The following is a 17,701-nucleotide window of genomic DNA, read 5'->3' as shown; positions in this document are numbered from 1 at the left end:
CTAGAAAACCCCAGTTGTGAAAGCAACTGGGGTTTTTTGTGGGGAATCGAATACTTGCTCAGCGGTATCTGAATTCCAAAATCCTTGTACTGAAAGGCATGATGCTCTTTCAAGATGAGCTGCTCGAAGAGCAAATCGTTGCGTTACTACGCGAGCCTGTTTTTTTTAACTCTCAGAAAATCTGTGCTGCTATTAACTCCATATTCGCATTATCAATCTGAGTTTGTTATTTTTATTTTCAAGCCGAATTACAAATAAATATGTTTCTTTTAAACCTTAGGGGCAAAAAATAAAATGGTTGTTTGCCCCTAAACACAGTAATAGTTTATATGTTATTGAGCGCTAAACTCTGCAGCACGTTGGACATAGTCCTGATAGGCGGGAATAGCGACGGCCGCCAAAATTCCAACCACAAAGATGATCATGAAAACGGGTACGACCAAGCTTAAAATATAAATCCCAGTGTTGTTTTCGTTAGGCTGTGGACCGTAGTCATTTGTTGATTTTGTGCCTGGAAAGAATAACAGCATGATGGCCAAAATTAAATTGACGAAGGGAATAATCATCAATAAAGATAGCCAGCCTGACATATTCATATCATTCAGACGTCTTACCATATATCCCCAACCGAATATCATAATTGGAATTATTCCAAGAATAAACACTAACCCAACTGCTGCGACAAATGCGGTTGAAGGCTCGCCGTTTCCTCCAAAAACCCCTAAGAAACCTGCTATAAAGGAAATGACCATCGTCGCTCCATAGTAGATTAAGTTGAGAGCAGCCCCATAAGCGATATATCGTAAACGCCCGATACGGCCAGAAAGGCTTAAAAATTGTGGTTGATATGTTTCTGCTTCTTCCGATTGCGCTATTGAAGATTGCGGCGCGGAATATGGATCTGTAGATGACATAGTTATCCCCTTTTTAAATTATCGTAAATCCTTTGAGCTTTGTTAGCACAATGGAGCTTATCTCGAATACTGATGATTTCTAGTTGGTTTAGTACAATGAAAGATAGGGTGTTGGTTTATCAGACCATTGGTATAGTCGATATCATATAATCCTGCTTTAAGCATCCGAATTAATAGTTAAATAGGCTAATGGCTTGATTTTTTTAGATCGTGCTTGATATTCGAAAAGTTTTTCCGGCTTTGTTTTAAAGGATAGCTGGAGGCTAGTCCCAAAGGGTTAGCAATCGAGGTCAGATAAGAATTTTCAGAGTGATGATTAATAGAGATTACAAAAGAACCTCCGAATAAAATTAGTTAGTGCTTAACTGATATCAGACATCTTAAAGAAATATATTTTTCAAAAGTACAATGTTTTATTTAGCCCACAAAAATTATTCGACGCAATTATTTTTTTTCCCATCTATAAACTCATACGGCTCCAAAGACGCTTGCGCTTCATCGCGATAACGTTTCCAGCCGTCACCTCCATAATAGGCTAGGCTCCCCGGTTCAGCTTCGCCTTCGCCATTGTAGTACGAGGCGCAATCGCGTAGCGGTCGTGACGCTTCATCACTTTCTTTGCAGTGCAAGGCGTAATCATTCTCGAAAGACTGTTTTACGTCGACGACATCAATATCACGTTCTCGTAGCGTTTTGAGCATCCACACGATGTAATCTACATGTTCATCGATAGTCTCGGTGAAGTTGAAGGCGCCACCTCCGCCTTGTGGGCCGGTCATGATAAATAAATTTGGGAAGCCGCGGCTGTGGATACCGAGAAAGGTTTTGGTGCCGCCGCTTTGCCATTTCTCATAGAGGGGCTGGCTGTTGCGTCCGCAAATCATATTAAATGAAGAGGTCGCCATCCATTGAAACCCTGTTGCGTAAACAATTACGTCTAATTCATATTCTTTGTCGTCATGAATAATTCCTTTCGGTGTAATACGATTAACGCCCATTGGTGCGGTGTCAACTAATTTGACATGAGGTAAGTTAAACGTAGGCAAGTATTCATCATGGAAAGTTGGGCGTTTGCAGCCGTAAGGATAATAAGGTTTTAAAGCTTCGGCCGTTATTTTGTCTTTTACTATGCTATCAACGCGTCCGCGAATTTGTTCCATCAGTCGAAAGTTACTTTGGAGTTGTTTTGAAAGAATTTCTTCCTTTGTTAACACTGGCCGGTTATTTTTCTTTTTATTGGCTTGGTCAATTTTTCCAGAAAGATAATCATCATTACCCTGCAGTGCTGCTCGTCCGGCGGAAATTTTTGAAAAGCGTTCGCGACGCTTTTTAGCCCAGTTTTCTTCTTGAGACCATTGTGCAATTTCTTCCGCTGTGGTCTTGCGTTGGTCGCGCACGTCTATTGTTGATGGCGTACGTTGAAACACAAAAAGCTCACTCGCTATTTTTGCCAGTTCAGGAACTGCCTGTACGGCAGTGGCGCCAGTACCGATGATGCCGATGCGTTTATTTTGCAAATCTATTTTATGGTTCCAGCGAGAGGTGTGGAAGGAATCACCAGCAAAACTATTCATACCCTCTATGCGCGCAAGTTTTGGTGTGGTTAAAATGCCATTGGCGAGAATGACGAAGCGGGCTTTCATTTCATCGCCGCGATCGGTAATAACTCGCCAGCGGTCAAGAGATTCATCCCATAAAGTTTTTTCTACCGTGGTATGAAATAAACAGCGATCATAAAATTTATATTTTTCGGCGACTTTTTGGCAGTACTCATAAATTTCAAAACCGGAAGCAAATTTCGTCTGCGGAAAATATTCCATCTCTTCAAGCAGAGGCAGGTAGCTATAAGCCTCGACATCGCACGCGACTCCGGGATAACGATTCCAATACCAAGTGCCACCAACATCTCCACCTTTTTCACAGAAACGCACATCCTGAAACCCGGCTTGCTGCAATTTGTGCCAAAGCATCAGGCCGGAAAAGCCAGCTCCAATAACTAATACTTCACATTCATCGTCCAAGGTTTCGCGGTCAACGATTTCAGAGGAATATACATCTTCGAGATAGTGACCGAATTCCCCATTCAAGCTTATATAATCTGCTACACCTGAGCGAACATCTTTGTAGTCACGATATTTTTGTTTCGCTGTGTCGTTGTACTCTGCGTATTGAGAAGATTCCGGCAATGTCTTTAAAGATTGTTCCTCTACGACAGCATAGCCTTGTGATGAAGCGCTAGTGTTGATATTTGTCGCGCGAGTATTAAAAATTTTCAGGCCGGTCTCGGAGTCAATTCGAATTGTCATAGTTAAAAAACATTGCGTAAAAAATAAAATTCTAAAAAAGTGGCAGATTAGCGTTAAATTGCTGCAGCTAAATAGTTTGCGGTGCGCACTATTGCATAAATTCCTAACTTCATAAAGGCGATATATTCATGGGGATTCGAGACGCCGAACGCAGTGTCTCTGTTGCCGAGCTTATTGCAAACCTCAATTGCTGCCCTGGGTTTTGGACTTTCTTAAGAAAAGTAGAACCTTGGTGATTTCTTTACTTTGCATTACCTAAGGTCTGCCACGTACTTCTAAACCAAGCAGTGTATTGATAGGTGAGTCAGCCTTGTCTTTGTTCTAGCTAAGAAGAATCCAGGGTTATCGGTTGCTTCGATCAGGATAACCGTGGGAAAATGCGAAAAATATAATATTTTCTGCTGGTTCCGAGGAGGGCGATATGTCAAGTAATTCAAATATTTTGCAACGTAAGGGTATTGCGGTCTTTCTTACGATTTTTGTCGTTGTTTCTTTCGTGGCTTGTAGTGCTGATAAGGCGGATACGGATACCGTATCAGGCTACACATCGCCTCAAAATGGAATGGGCCAACCTGATATCGCTGGGCTCTGGACCAATGAAACCCTTACGCGATTTCAGCGCCCTACTCGCTATGGCGATACTGCCGTTTTTACCGAGGAAGAAGTCAGGGAGATGGAAGGGCGGGCAGATGAGCGATATGAAACTGCAAACCTACCGACTGATCCTAATGAGGGCGCCCCAACCTACAAGCGAGTGGGTGGCTATAACGCCTTTTGGGCTGGCAACGTAAATCGTGTGATGCGCGTCGGTGATGAACCGCGGACCTCACTAATTACCTATCCTAAAAATGGCCGCATCCCAGCTAGAAGAGATGATGCTCCGCCGAAGAAAACCGATGGTTGGCACACGATCTTTTTTACACCTGAGGTGGGGGATCTCACTTCCTATGAGACCAGGTCGGCGGTTGAGCGCTGTTTGTTCTGGCCGTCCCAGGCCGGCGCGGTTTTACATCAAGGTGCTTACAACGCTAACTATCAGATCGTACAATCGCCAGACCACGTGATGATCCTTGCGGAAACTATTCATGATGTTCGGATCATTCGTTTGAATTCCGAACACAACCCTGAGTCGGCGACGACACGCCCGTGGATGGGGGACTCAATTGGTTGGTATGAAGGTGACACGCTGGTAGTAGAAACCATTAATTACAGTCCTAAGCAATATTTTCACCACGCTTCTGACCAGCTGAAAGTCACAGAGCGTTTCACCCGGGTTGCGCCCGATCGTTTGCACTATGCCTTCCACGTGGAAGACCCGCTAGTGTGGGAAGAGCCTTGGGGCGGTGAATACGAGTTTCATCCTTCTGCTGGTGTTTACGAATATGCTTGCCATGAAGGAAATTATGCAATGATGAATGCGCTAGAAATTGGCAGGATGCAGGATAAGGGTTTGATTAACCCTGATAACACCCAAGCACCGAGGAGAAACTAAAGCCCTAAAGCTACGCCATTTTGCTGTCGATGTTTTGCTTTGGGAAAAATTAAAAAATGAAGTTAGTGGGGGTAAGTTGCTTGTTTTAGAGCATTCATTTACCCCCTTTTTTTATCGATCTTTATTTCTATTTTTTTATTTCGATTACCTTGATCAGTTAAAAAATCGCGATTGAATATTTACATCTACTTAATAAACAAAAGTTTTAGTAGTTTGAAAAGACATAACTTGCAAAGCGTCTCGAATTTAAAAGCGTTCGCAGTTTGGAAAAAATAGCCAATAGTAATTATTTAATTTTCACCAGTCCTATTTGATTTGAGCTTGTTTGGTGAATCAACAAATTCTTATCCTTCGTCACCCACATATTGCGGATGATTCCCACACCAGTAGGAATTGCCCAGCTTTGAAATTTTTCTGTCTCGGGGTCAAAGCGGACTAAAGCGTCTGGACGCATAGCAGATTCGTTATACCAAACCACATCGTCTATCACTGCTAATGCATAGGGGTGAGAGTTTGAACCGCTGGGTGAATCCCATTGTTTGATTTCACCCGTTTTAGGGTCAAGTCTGCCAATTTTTCCTAGTGTTGAATTTACAAACCAAATAATTCCTTCGCTATCAATATCCAAGCGCCGGATTCGGGTTCGAGTATCGGGAACGTCGAAAAATGTTAGTTCCATGGTGTCCGGATGCATACGCGCAATTTTATTGGTGCCGTTGTGAGCGATCCAAAGATTGCCATCGGGCCCAACTTTAATGCCATAGGGTCGCGCTTCGGTTTTAATTTCTTTTAGTTCACCAGAACTAGGATCTAGCCTGCCCATCATGCCCGCTTGTTGGGCGGTGAAATATAACTTCCCGTTCGGATGAAAAACGGCAGTGTGCGGGTCGCGGGATTCCGTTTTGAATTCCGTTATTTTTCCAGATTTTGGATCGAGTTTCCCGATAGTGGCGTTGCTGTTACCGGTATACCAAATATAACCCTCGCTATCGGGCACAATTGAATGTGGTCGAGCGCTGGGTGGAAGTGGATACTCTTTCATTCCACCGGTTTCAATATCCAAACGACCGACTAGACTGGCCCACATCCCTGTCCACCAAATTGAACCGTCTGGGGCTTCAACTGGGTCTCGTGATCGCTGGCCTAAGGTCGGCACTTGCCATTCCTGAATTACAATTTCAACGTCGCCTTCAATTAGTTTAGGGCGGCGCGATTCGTCTTCGGGGTAATGTTCTGCGAGGTAGCTGGCCATGGTGGTGGCTTCTGCATCGGGTAGGGTGATCATTGTTGAAAATAGCCATCGCCATTTTTCGGCGGAAGAAAATCCGGCGGAGCGCGTAATGTTTCGGAGGGTATGGCAAGTAGAGCAGAGCGATTGCACTAAATCTTTTCCCTCGCCGTCAGGTAGGTCATTTGGCCGATTCGGGGCCTGTGCGTTTACAGCAGTGGAAAATGCAAAAACCAAGACGGTACAAAATTGGGTGATGCGAATCGTATTTAAAAACATTAAACTCTCCCGGTTCATTTTTTTGCTCTAGTTCGTTCAGCTTAGAAGTGATTTGAGGTCTGTAAGCTACACATTGAGATTATCGTAGCAAGCTTAGAAGAAAAACCAAATTAATGGTTCCCCGACTCCAATAAATAACAAGGGAAAACAAATGACTATAAAATTAACAAACGTCAGAAAGCTTATCTTCATTGTGACGATAATATCCGGCTTTATATCTGCTGAATCGGCCTTGGCTCAGGCATCAGCAGGATCAATCAGTGGGCCGCTAAAATCTGATACCGTAGGCAGTCCCAATCATAATTTCATCTACAATACCTCGGCAATTGAGCTAAAAAAACATGGTTATGTTGAAGAAGAGTTTTATATTGAAGGCAAAGCTAATCGCTACAGTAGCCCAGAAATGCAAAATGCAGATATCGTTGACAGTGATCATCCCTATCTAAGCAGGTTTTATGTAAGAAGACCGCCAGCGAAAGACTTTAATGGGACAGTAGTTATCGAATGGCTGAATGTCACTGGGGGAACTGATAAAGATATTGATTGGTGGCAGTCGGGGCATCACTTTGTTCGCAATGGCTACGCTTATATTGGCGTATCGGCGCAACGTGTGGGTATTGAGTCGCTCAAAGAATGGAGTCCGGAACGATACGGTAAATTGGATGTTACCAACGGAGGCGCTATCACCAACGATGCCTTGTCTTACGATATTTTTTCAGCAGTCGCTAAAGCTGTAACTCGAAAAGATGGTAAAAACTCAGCGCAGTCAGTGGATATTTTGGGGGGTTTAAAAGCCGATAAAATTATCGCTACGGGCCATTCGCAATCAGCGTCACGCTTAGCGGTTTATTTTAATAATGTTCATCCACTAGAGCCTTTGTTTGACGGTGCAATTATTCATGGTGGCGGCGGAAAAATTCGTGATGATCAAAATGTAAAAATATTTAAGTTGATGGCCGAAACCGATATGGCACGTAGGGCCGCTGACCCGCAACCAAACACTCAATATTTTCGTCAATGGGAAGTTGCAGGTAGTTCTCACGTTGATGTTCCCTTTGAAGTTGAATACGCCCGGGCGCGTTTGTTAGCCGATGGCAAACCGCTTGATCAAGCCGCACCACGCGCACAGGATTGTGATTTACCTGCTTACAGTCACGTTCCATTTCGCGATGTGATGAATGCTGCGTTCGAACACATGCAAGTGTGGGTCGAAACAGGTACAGTACCGCCCACCGCAGAGCCCTTAGCCTTGGTGCGAATGCTCCCGCAAGTAGAGTTCGCGAGAGATGAACGGGGTAATATTCTTGGTGGTATTCGACTGGCAACACATGAAGTCGCTACTGCGACCAACACCGGTATGAACAGTGGCGGTAATCGTTTTTGCCGATTGTATGGTTCTCACCAAGCTTTTAGCGCGGAACAATTAAAGCAGCTTTATCCAAGCCATAAAAAATATGTCGACGCGGTTAAAGCAGTTGTTAATCAAAATCTAGCGGATGGCTATATTTTGCCTTTTGCTGCGGAAAGAACGATTCGAGAAGCGGAACAGTCGACAATAGGTCGGTGACTGTTAAGAATTACCCGTGAATATTCTTATTCGCGGGTATTTATTTACCTTGTCAGTAAATGGTTTTTAGTTTCGCGTTTTCATTCCGCTTGTTTTAGTTAGCGAGAAAATTTGGCGCTTAAATATAATTTTAAAAATTAGGTAATACTTATGTCTTCTTTGCAGTTATTCGGTTCGCCAATTTCGTATTACACCGGAAAAGTACGCGCCTATTTAAATTTCAAAAAAATTCCATATACCGAAGTATTATCATCAACTGAGGTTTTTCAAAAAACCTTGCTTCCTCGTATTGGTTTCCCGATTATTCCCGTTGTCATTACAGAAGATGACACCACACTACAAGACAGTACGGAAATTATTGATTATTTAGAGAGACTTTATCCTGAACCCAGCATATACCCTGAGACACCCTTACAAAGATTCATCGCTTTGTTATTGGAAGTCTATGGTGATGAGTGGCTAGTGATACCGGCAATGCACTACCGGTGGAATATTCCCGAAAACTATCAATATGCGCTCCGACAGTTTGGCGCAACGGCAGAACCCCGGGCGACGGCGGAAGAACAATTAGCAATTGGTATGGATCGTTCTGCAAAATTTTCTGGAATGGTACCGCGCTTAGGTGTTACCGAAAAAAATCGATCTGCGATTGAGGCGAGCTATCTTCAGTTTCTAAAAGATTTCGAAGCTCACCTTTTGCAACACAATTACTTGTTGGGTTCACGACCATCTATTGGTGACTACGGGTTGATAGGGCCATTGTATGCGCATTTATATCTCGATCCCGCTTCTGGAAAAATCATGGAAGAAAATGCCCCCAAGGTTGTTGAATGGGTTAAGCGAGTACATGAATCACAGGATTTTGACGGCGAGTTTCTTGCTGACGATGAAGTTCCAAATACTTTAATACCGTTACTTGCGAGAATGTTTGACGAACATATTCCTGTGTTGATGAGCACGGCGCGGCAAGTTGAGATATGGGCTAAAGAGAATCCAAGAGAGAGGAAAATTCCTCGCAGTATCGGCATGCATGAGTTTACCGTCGAAGGTGTGACAGAGGAGCGAAGTATTGCGCCAGCAAATTTGTGGATGTGGCAAAGACCGTATGATTATTTTCGTAGCCTTGATGGTGATTCAAAGCAGAAAGTTAGAACTTTCTTTTCGGCCTATCCAGATTTCCTCGATGCCTTAGAAAGACCTCTTAATACGCGGATCGTTAGAGAGAATTTCAGATTTTTAATCGAGGAGTAGTGCTTAAGCGATTTCAGTTTTTACGCTAGTCTTCCTCTCGCAATGAACACTTCACGGCCTGCATCCTTGTATAAAACATATTTTTTATATTTCCTAAAACGATAAGTATCAAGCTTACGCGCCCAGATCCGAGTTTCCGCAAATTCTAGCGAGTTATTACAGTCCCTCTGCAACAAAGAATTTAGGCACAAGCTAAAAGGCTGGCTATACTTTTTCTATAGACGAAAACCTTATATCTAAAGTAGCTCCTCTATGAAAAAACTAAAATGGACTGACCTTGTTCTTAACGGTTGGGCGTCGTTGGGAATTGTCGTTTCTCAGTTAGGATTATTGAGTATTTGTATTTTACTGAGCGATGGCTGGATCCGGGCCTTGGCGATTTTTTTAGGCGTTGTCGGCTTGTTTATCACCGCGATGATTAGGCATTTGGTCGGTAATGGTGGTGGTATCGTTCGCGTGCTGGAAGCGCTGGAACGTGCAAATCAAAAAGTTTCTGATATTTCTCTCGATGTAGAAGTTCCTAGTAAGGGTATGGTTAAGGATCTCGCACTGCAATATAACGAGTTTATGGAGAGGTTGCGGGCTACCTTTGATCGCCAACAAAAATTGAACGTACGAATTGCTTATATTGGTGCAGATGCTCGAAATTTGGCGACTGCCACCAGAAACGAAACATCACAGCAAGAGACTGTCTCCGAGTTGAATTTTCAATCCAGTGATCAAGTTGGGCGGTCTCTCGATGAATTGACTCAACGCAGTACCATGCTGGCAGATATGAACTCGCGTAACTTGAATTCTGCTCGTGGATCATTGGCGGAATTTACTGAAGTGTTAAGTGATATTGAGCAAGTCGCGGAAATGATGGGCGGCTTTGAAGGTAAGGTGACAGAATTGGTTGCTAGCTCAGATAGTATTCGTGAACTCTTAAACACCGTGCAGTCTTTCGCGGCGCAAACCAATATGTTGGCGCTGAACGCGGCCATTGAAGCGGCACGTGCGGGTGAGCAGGGTCGGGGGTTTGCCGTTGTGGCAGATGAAGTGAGAGCGCTGGCGGGTAAAGTCGGTGGAGCCGCGGATCAAATCGATGAACTTGTAGATCGTATGGGTACAGCGGTTCGACAAGCGGCAGAAGGAACCCACGGCGTTGTTGAAAATACTGGTCAAGCATTAAAAACGATCTCGGCATCGACTGAACGTTTTCAAGAGATGGTGAATGATTTTGAATCGTCTCACGCTGATTTGTTAATGGTAAGTTCTGCAGTGGAAGAATTGGCAATAACAAATCGCGAATCTTTAGAGCGTAGTAATCAGATTCGCGAGTTGGGACGACGTATTCATGATGGTATGGAGCAGGCTTTTGCTCACGCCGATGAGATGAACGAAACCACCAACCAAGCGGTAGATGATTATTTAAGTATCCATATTGGTCGAGGTGGTCTAGAAACCGCCATTGATTTACTTCGAAAAAGAGAAAAAATTGTCGCTAAGATGCTTTCAGAAATACTTGATAGTGGTATCGATGTGTTTGATCGAAATTATATTCCGATCCCGAATACCGATCCACAACAGTATAATGTTCAATGGGCTGAACCGCTTAAAAAAATGCTGCAACCTTTAATGGATCAATGGTTTCATAATAGCGAAATCAAAGGTTTATATTTTTGCTTGCCAGTAGACGATGGCGGATTGATTGCGGTGAATCGAAGTGAGCTATCACACCCTCAGGTAGGTGATCCAGAGATAGATCGTAAACGAGGACGTGAAAAATATATCGCTTCGGATAAAAAACGTCAGGAGCTTTTGAAAACGGTTAATACCGTTCACATATCAACGTTCACTGTTATTAGTGGCGTCATTGTGTTCGATCTTATCATCCCATTGTATGTACAAGGCCGTCGCTGGGGTACGATGAATATCGGTTTGCAGGCAGAAGCGTTTAATCTAAAGTAGTTTGAACAATCAAAGCCGTTGCTCTAGCCAATTACTTATTGAGCTTAATACTTCATTCTGTTCCGGTTCGTTTAAAATTTCATGATAGCAATTATCGAAATATTCTAACGATTTGTCTGTTGAAGATATTTTATTGAATAAAACTTTCGCACCTTCAGGTTTTACCAGTTTATCTTCTTCGCCTTGTAAAATAATAATCGGTAATTTGATATTAAGAGCAAGCCGATGGATTTTCGCCATTCCTGCGCCTAGCGCGATACTCAGTTTTGCTGTCACTTTTCCTGAATAAACTAGCGGATCTTCGATATAGTTTTGGACGACATCGGGGTCACGACTTACCAAACGAGGGTCGAGTTGTAGAACACCCACTTTAGGAAAAAAACGAGCGAGAAATTTCACTAAAAAAGTTTGAATTCTCGTTGGTTTACTATGTGATGCGATGAGCGGGGCAGAAAGAATTGCTCCCTTCAGTTCATCTTGGTGATCCAATAAATATAAGCTAGCAATCAAGCCGCCCATACTATGACCAAGCAAGAATACGGGTATATCACCGTGCGTTTTTTTTACGATCTGAATTAAATCTTGCAGGCATTCGACATAATCATCCATCGATCTCGCAAAGCAAGGGGTGCCACTTGATTTTCCGTGGCCTAGATGGTCGATGGCATAGACGCCATAACCGAGGGAAACGAAATAGAGGGCGACATGCTGATATCGTCCGCCATGTTCGGCAAGGCCGTGGGATATGACGATAATTCCTTTTAAGCGCTGTGTGTTTTGGTTCGGGAGCCAAAACTGATACGCAATATTGTTAGCGATCCTGTTGGTAAAACAATTCTCTTCATGCTTCATCGTCAGTGCAGCCTTAATTGGTAAGCTAGTTTAAAAATCGAATTCTACCTGCCTGAATCTGATATTGGCAGAAAGAAATATTAACCAATAATAACCCTCTAGGAGTGGCGTGGTTATGTGCTCACACTGATTGCGTTGTTGTAACCGACAACTCAGATCTAAACTAGTAAGCAATGCATCGTAAACATCTGTAAAGCTTAATCTTTATGCTGGAAATTGAATTTTTGTAAATTTCCAGCAATGCGTAAAAAGCTCTATGAATTACCCAGTGAAATCTGGTAATCTTTGCAAAAATAGTTTGTAGTACAAACAATATAGGGCGAAAGAGAGCTGTGACCAGAGGGGGTTATATTTCTCGTGTCCCTGGGTTTCCCGAAATCCTAATAAACCAAAATAATAATTAAGGTCGGTAGTTTCTAGTTGCAAATAAGTACATGTTTAGAAAGCCACTTTAAAAATCGATTAATTTTATATCGTTTTAAAAGCGCTGTTTGCGAGCTAGTATTTTCAGCAATATTTTCACATTAATTCCAATAAATTAAACGCGGTGGAGACCACTATGCTTAACAATAAATTCAGCGTGAATTCTTTTCTATGCGCCCTAGTGACTGTTTTTGTGGCAGCGACCGCAAACTCAGTTTTTGCCGCAGGTCAGGCTACGGTTGAAGCGTCAACTCAGGCAGGAAAAGTACGCGGTCTCGTTGAAGAAGGGATTAATGTATTCAAAGGAGTGCGTTATGGTGCTGACACTGCGACCACTCGTTTCCGCGCGCCCGCGAAACCTGTTGCTTGGCAGGGGGTAGTCGATGCGTTTGATTATGGAATGCAAACGCCACAAGCATCGGGAGGTGGAGGCGGTGGTTTATTTGCGTCGTGGGCAAACCGTAAAGAAGATAGTGAAGATTGTTTGTTTTTAAATGTTTGGACACCCGCTTTACGAGACGGAAAAAAACGTCCAGTGATGGTGTGGTTTCATGGTGGTGGATTTTCCAGTGGCTCGGGTTCTAGTTTTGGTTACGATGGGGTTCGCTTGGCTAAGCGTGGCGATGTGGTTGTGGTAACGGTTAATCATCGCTTAAATATTTTTGGTCATTTATCGCTTGCAGAATTTGGTGAAGAGTATGCTGACTCTGGCAATGTCGGCATCCTTGATTTAGTCCAATCTTTAGAGTGGGTCAGGGATAACATCGAAGAGTTCGGCGGTGATCCTAGCAATGTAATGATTTTCGGGGAGTCCGGTGGTGGTGCAAAAGTAACAACCCTAATGACAATGCCAAAAGCGCAAGGTTTATTTCATCGCGCTGCTGTTCAAAGCGGTGCATGGTTGTCTTTCATTGAGCAAAAAGATGCCACGGTTTTGTCTTCCGCGATTATTAAAGAGCTCGGACTTACAAAAGAAACCATAGCGCAGATCGACACTATTCCCCTAGAGAAAATTCAGGCGGCGGCACGAGCATCAGCCACTGGTGACGTCCGATTAAATTGGGGGCCGGTGATCGACCATAAAAATCTTCATCGTCATTCATTCACGCCTGACGCACCTCCTGCTTCAAAAAATATCCCAATGCTTATTGGTTTTAATCGAACCGAAAGTACCTTGCTCGTTGGCCCTAGAATTCGAGGATCTTTTGATGCAACTTGGGAAACATTGCCGGCACTTATTGCGAAGGCAATTCCTGCGGTTGATGCTGACGATATTATTGGTAAATACAAAGCGCTTCATCCTGACTATTCAGCAAGTGACGTGTTTTTTGCCGCGACAACCGACGCGCAATTTGTTCGCGCTCATGTTGCGCAAGCAGAGCGAAAAGCAGTGCAGGGCGGCGCCCCGACATATTTGTATATGTTGAATTGGGATACCCCTGTTGATGGTGGTCGTTGGCGATCGCCTCACGCTTTAGAAATTGGTTTCGTATTTGATAATGTCGAGAAGTCGGCGTCAATGTCTGGTGTTGGCAAAGAGCAACAGAGAATTGCCGACTTGATGAGTGAAGCGTGGATTGCCTTCGCGCGTACAGGTAATCCAAACAATAGCTTGCTGCCGGAATGGCCGGCCTACGATACAGAAACTCGCAGCAGTATGACCTTCGATCTAGAACCTGAAGTGGCGAAGGATATTAACGGAGTAGAGCGTCGCTGGTTTGATCACTTGAAAATGGGTCCAAACGGTTAAGCTTAATTTTTCCTTTCGGAATTAAATTTTGATGTTCGTTTTTTCTAGAAAAAATATACGAGACCATCGTTATGAAAAACAATAAAAACGCTTCAGCAATTAATCGCCGCAAGTTCTTGAAGTCTTCTTTGAATACGGCGGGTGTTATCGGTTTCAGTCAGTTAATGGCAGAAAAATCTTTCGCGGAGTTTTTACCCAATCCCGACCCCAAAGCGGTGGTGGAAACTGCTAACGGTAAAATTCGCGGTGGCATCTCTGATGGCGTTCATATTTTTCGAGGTATTCCCTATGGTGCAGATACAAGTGGTAAGAATCGCTTTATGCCGCCTCAATCGCCACCGAACTGGGAAGGGATTCGCGATACCTTGAACTTCGGCAATATGGCGCCGCAAGGCGGTGGTGGTCCTGGTGGTGCGATCCCTCCGCCATCGGTTCGTGTAACTCGCACTTTATTTGCGCCGTTAAATTCTCAAGCGCATTCGGAAGATTGTTTGTATCTCAATGTTTGGTCTCGTGGTGTCAATCAATCGCCGACTCGCCCCGTCATGGTGTGGTTACATGGTGGAGGTTTTACATCCGGTAGTGGTGCATCGAGTTTGTATGAAGGTACGAATTTATGTCGCCGCGGTGATGTGGTTGTCGTCACGCTTAATCATCGTTTAGGCGCATTGGCGCACTTAAATCTTGCTGAGTTTGGTGGTGAAAAGTTTGCTCGATCAGGAATGGTTGGTATGTTGGATATTGTTAAAGCGCTTGAGTGGGTGCGAGACAATATCGCTCAATTTGGTGGCGATCCTAACAATGTCATGATCTTTGGTGAGTCGGGTGGCGGACGTAAAGTGTCGACACTGTTGGCGATGCCCGGTGCTAAAGGTCTGTTTCATCGTGCGGTCGTTCATAGTGGTCCGGGCATTCGTTTTCCTGCAGTAAAAATCGCAACTCGCCGCGCTGAAATCGTGATGAATGAATTGGGTTTGAAAACTAATCAAATTGAAGAATTGCAAAAAATACCTTTTGAAAAATTAATTGCAGTACAAGCTTTGGCTGAGAGAAAAGTGGTCGCTGAACTCCCTGAAGGCTCTTCGTTTTTCGATGGCTATGGCTGGTCGCCCGTGATGGGCCCTGATTTGCCAGAGTGGCCTTTCGATCCTGTTGCTTCGCCGGCAGCAAAGAATATTCCGATTATTATTGGCAGTAATCGTCATGAAATGGCGTTGTTTATTTCTCCCAATAAAAACCTAGATGAGGTTGATGAAGCGACCTTAAAAAATCAAGTCGAATCTTTTGCTGGTGACCACGCCGACCACTTAATTGCAACGTACAGAAAACAATACCCGCAAGAAAAATTACGCGGGATTTTGTTGTTGGCATTAGCAGATGATCGCTACCGAATGGATTCAATTAAAATCGCCGAGAGGCGTGTTCAACAAGGCGGAGCACCGACATACATGTATCGCTTTGATTGGGAAACTCCCGTTTGGGATGGTTTGTTGCGAGCGTCCCATGCTTTAGAAATTCCCTTTGCTTTTGATAATACGCAATTGTGTCATGCCTTTACCGGCGGTGGTCCAGATGCAGTGGCGCTGGCAGCAATAATGAGCGAAACCTGGATTCAGTTTGCACGAACAGGCAATCCAAACAATGCGGTCTTGCCGGAATGGAAGGCTTATGATGAAAAAAATCGCGCGACGATGACCTTTAACGATGTTTCTGCTTTGCAAAATGATCCCGGTAAAGCAGAGCGCGAAGTGTGGAAAAAGATTAGACCTTAAATAAATGACGGACATTGCGATCGCAAATAAAAATAATACGGAGTGAAGATGTTTAGCCTAATGAAGACAATCAACTGTAAAAAAAATTCGCCGCTATTTATTGCGGCATCGGTTATTGCGTTAGCGGCTTGTTCGCAATCGTCAAATGAACAAGTGGCAAACAGTGAAGCTGCGGTAGTGCCGCCTTCGTCAGAAGTCAGCGAGAAGATTTCCCGTCCCGGCGAATATCAAGGTTACGCAGAAGAAAAATATGACGGCTATCAATTGCAATCGCAATACATTGAAATGCGCGACGGTACAAAAATCGCCATTGACGTATTTCGACCGACTTTAGACGGCGCTCATGCTGAGGAAAAGTTACCGGTACTATGGATGCACACACCTTACAACCGTCGGAATTATCGCGATGGTTTAACAGGCGAAAACTATCCCGGTAAAGCACTTAAATTATCTAAGTACGGTTACATCGTTGCGATCGCGGACTTTAGAGGCTTGTTTGCCAGTTATGGAAAAAATGTCGCCTACAATCGCGGCGAGTGGACTGATAGTGCACGAATGGACTCCTACGATATTACTGAATGGCTAGCGGCCCAAGAATGGAGCTCCGGCAATATCGGCATGTGGGGTTGTTCGGCAACCGGTGGTAGTCAAATGCAAGCGCTTAGTGTCGCACCGCCGAGTTTGAAAGCAGTTTTCCCAATGAGTTGCGAGTGGGATGTTTATCCGTTTTCCTCTTTTGGTGGAATGTCGCCACCGGAAGGTGTCCCAACAAGGATTATGCGCGGTGGCTCACGAGAAGCACGGGATAGAATGTCTGTCGCCGTTGATGGTGACGATGATGGGAGTTTGTTGGCGGCAGCAATTGCTGAGCATGAAGATAATATCGAAACGGCAGGTTACACACCTTTTCGAGATAGCGTTTCTGAAAATATCCCCGAGCAATGGTGGTTAAAGAGTAGTCCGTATCGCTACAAAGAAACGATTGAGAATTCCGGCATCGCTATTTACTCGGCTATGAATCTTGACGAAGAAGGTCCGGGTTATGGGCCCGCTTTTACGTTTAATAATGTATCTAATCCACGGAAATTTATTATTGGCCCCGCGACGCACTGCGATTGGACTAGTGTCGAAAAAGATACCGGTTTCGATATTCTTGTTGAAGAGCTTCGTTTTTTTGATCACTGGTTGAAAGGCGTCGAAAATAATGTCATGGATGAAAATGCCGTGACTTATTACACCTATAATCACGACGAAAATAATGGCTGGCGCACGGCAACCTCTTGGCCACTACCAAACCAAAAGTTAACGGAGTTTCCCTTAGCTAAAAACTCCCTTCGTATGGCTGGGGATCCGCTAACAGAAGGGTCGGAAGAAAAAACCACGGTGGCTGTTGATTACGATATCAATAACGATAACTTTTGGGAAAAGGGATTGCAGTTTACTACCGATGCTTTGCAAGAAGATTTGCATATTACCGGGCATCCGGTGTTGAAGTTGTGGTTGTCTAGTTCGGCAGTAGATGCTGATGTCGTCGCTCGTATTGACGATATTGCTCCTGATGGAACCGCCACCTATCGAACTGTAGAAGGCCGCTTACGCGCATCACTTCGTAAAACCGAAGCAGCGCCATACAATAATCTTGGTTTGCCCTATCATCCGTTTACAGAAGATTCTGTTCAGCCTTTGACACCTGGCGAAGCGGTAGAAATGGAATTTGATTTTTATGTAATTTCAAATCTATTTAAAAAAGGCCATAAAATCCGTTTAACCTTGAATTTTGCTGACGAGCGTAGAACCGCGAAGCTTGATCCGCAACCTGAAGTAACGGTTTATCATGGCGGCGATAAAAATTCGGTTTTGATATTACCCGTAATCCAATGAAAAATTTTTTAGTCTACGAAAAAGCAATAACACAGC

The 17,701-nt window shown here is 44.0% G+C and carries 11 protein-coding genes; 7 read left to right on the top strand and 4 right to left on the bottom strand.

The window, feature by feature from the left end:
- Window positions 1-332: 332 nt before the first annotated feature.
- Both ACYUCY_RS09445 and ACYUCY_RS09440 read right to left on the bottom strand, forming a co-directional pair.
- A complete protein-coding gene (locus ACYUCY_RS09445; protein WP_460226221.1) occupies window positions 333-914 on the bottom strand; it encodes a DUF805 domain-containing protein in 582 nt (193 codons plus the stop codon).
- A gap of 431 nt (window positions 915-1,345) precedes the next feature.
- The gene (locus ACYUCY_RS09440; protein ID WP_460226220.1) at window positions 1,346-3,220 is read right to left on the bottom strand and encodes a flavin-containing monooxygenase; all 1,875 of its coding nucleotides are present in this window, start codon (window positions 3,218-3,220) and stop codon (window positions 1,346-1,348) included.
- A gap of 421 nt (window positions 3,221-3,641) precedes the next feature.
- Here ACYUCY_RS09440 and ACYUCY_RS09435 point away from each other — a divergent pair, with 421 nt between their 5' ends.
- Complete coding sequence (locus tag ACYUCY_RS09435) at window positions 3,642-4,712, top strand: hypothetical protein (RefSeq protein WP_460226219.1); 1,071 nt, start codon at window positions 3,642-3,644, stop codon at window positions 4,710-4,712.
- Between the two features lie 286 nt (window positions 4,713-4,998).
- On the opposite strand, the gene ACYUCY_RS09430 is transcribed toward ACYUCY_RS09435, so the two are convergent.
- Window positions 4,999-6,219 carry a Vgb family protein gene (locus ACYUCY_RS09430; RefSeq protein WP_460226218.1) on the bottom strand — a complete coding sequence of 407 codons (1,221 nt, stop codon included), beginning with the start codon at window positions 6,217-6,219 and terminating at the stop codon, window positions 4,999-5,001.
- Window positions 6,220-6,370: 151 nt separating this feature from the next.
- Between ACYUCY_RS09430 and ACYUCY_RS09425 the strand changes: the two genes are divergently transcribed.
- The 3 genes from ACYUCY_RS09425 to ACYUCY_RS09415 all read left to right on the top strand — a co-directional run bounded on the left by ACYUCY_RS09425 (window position 6,371) and on the right by ACYUCY_RS09415 (window position 10,987).
- A complete protein-coding gene (locus ACYUCY_RS09425; RefSeq protein ID WP_460226217.1) occupies window positions 6,371-7,786 on the top strand; it encodes an alpha/beta hydrolase domain-containing protein in 1,416 nt (471 codons plus the stop codon).
- A 150-nt stretch (window positions 7,787-7,936) separates the two neighbouring features.
- Window positions 7,937-9,037, top strand: coding sequence for a glutathione S-transferase family protein (locus tag ACYUCY_RS09420; RefSeq protein ID WP_460226216.1), 1,101 nt, complete (start codon window positions 7,937-7,939; stop codon window positions 9,035-9,037).
- Window positions 9,038-9,289: 252 nt separating this feature from the next.
- Window positions 9,290-10,987: a methyl-accepting chemotaxis protein gene (locus ACYUCY_RS09415; protein WP_460226215.1), complete on the top strand. Its 1,698-nt coding sequence runs from the start codon at window positions 9,290-9,292 to the stop codon at window positions 10,985-10,987.
- A 9-nt stretch (window positions 10,988-10,996) separates the two neighbouring features.
- On the opposite strand, the gene ACYUCY_RS09410 is transcribed toward ACYUCY_RS09415, so the two are convergent.
- Window positions 10,997-11,839: a lysophospholipase gene (locus tag ACYUCY_RS09410; RefSeq protein WP_460226214.1), complete on the bottom strand. Its 843-nt coding sequence runs from the start codon at window positions 11,837-11,839 to the stop codon at window positions 10,997-10,999.
- Between the two features lie 559 nt (window positions 11,840-12,398).
- On the opposite strand from ACYUCY_RS09410, the gene ACYUCY_RS09405 reads away from it, so the two are divergent.
- The 3 genes from ACYUCY_RS09405 (at window position 12,399) to ACYUCY_RS09395 (ending at window position 17,665) form a co-directional block, all read left to right on the top strand.
- The gene (locus ACYUCY_RS09405; protein ID WP_460226213.1) at window positions 12,399-14,012 is read left to right on the top strand and encodes a carboxylesterase/lipase family protein; all 1,614 of its coding nucleotides are present in this window, start codon (window positions 12,399-12,401) and stop codon (window positions 14,010-14,012) included.
- 71 nt (window positions 14,013-14,083) lie between these two features.
- Entirely contained in the window at window positions 14,084-15,784 is a 1,701-nt protein-coding gene (locus tag ACYUCY_RS09400) for a carboxylesterase/lipase family protein (protein WP_460226212.1), read from the top strand.
- Window positions 15,785-15,844: 60 nt separating this feature from the next.
- Window positions 15,845-17,665 (top strand): CocE/NonD family hydrolase, encoded by a 1,821-nt coding sequence (locus ACYUCY_RS09395; RefSeq protein ID WP_460226211.1) that lies wholly within the window; start codon window positions 15,845-15,847, stop codon window positions 17,663-17,665.
- Window positions 17,666-17,701: the final 36 nt, after the last annotated feature.

The sequence above is a fragment of the Aurantivibrio infirmus genome, assembly GCF_054767315.1.
The sequence above is the reverse complement of the archived record's forward strand: the minus strand, read 5'-3'. Positions and strand labels throughout refer to the sequence as shown.

Coding starts and splice junctions, on each gene's coding strand:
- ACYUCY_RS09445 (WP_460226221.1), bottom strand. CDS start 914: ATGTCATCTACAGATCCATATTCCGCGCCGCAATCTTCAATAGCGCAA.
- ACYUCY_RS09440 (WP_460226220.1), bottom strand. CDS start 3,220: ATGACAATTCGAATTGACTCCGAGACCGGCCTGAAAATTTTTAATACT.
- ACYUCY_RS09435 (WP_460226219.1), top strand. CDS start 3,642: ATGTCAAGTAATTCAAATATTTTGCAACGTAAGGGTATTGCGGTCTTT.
- ACYUCY_RS09430 (WP_460226218.1), bottom strand. CDS start 6,219: ATGTTTTTAAATACGATTCGCATCACCCAATTTTGTACCGTCTTGGTT.
- ACYUCY_RS09425 (WP_460226217.1), top strand. CDS start 6,371: ATGACTATAAAATTAACAAACGTCAGAAAGCTTATCTTCATTGTGACG.
- ACYUCY_RS09420 (WP_460226216.1), top strand. CDS start 7,937: ATGTCTTCTTTGCAGTTATTCGGTTCGCCAATTTCGTATTACACCGGA.
- ACYUCY_RS09415 (WP_460226215.1), top strand. CDS start 9,290: ATGAAAAAACTAAAATGGACTGACCTTGTTCTTAACGGTTGGGCGTCG.
- ACYUCY_RS09410 (WP_460226214.1), bottom strand. CDS start 11,839: ATGAAGCATGAAGAGAATTGTTTTACCAACAGGATCGCTAACAATATT.
- ACYUCY_RS09405 (WP_460226213.1), top strand. CDS start 12,399: ATGCTTAACAATAAATTCAGCGTGAATTCTTTTCTATGCGCCCTAGTG.
- ACYUCY_RS09400 (WP_460226212.1), top strand. CDS start 14,084: ATGAAAAACAATAAAAACGCTTCAGCAATTAATCGCCGCAAGTTCTTG.
- ACYUCY_RS09395 (WP_460226211.1), top strand. CDS start 15,845: ATGAAGACAATCAACTGTAAAAAAAATTCGCCGCTATTTATTGCGGCA.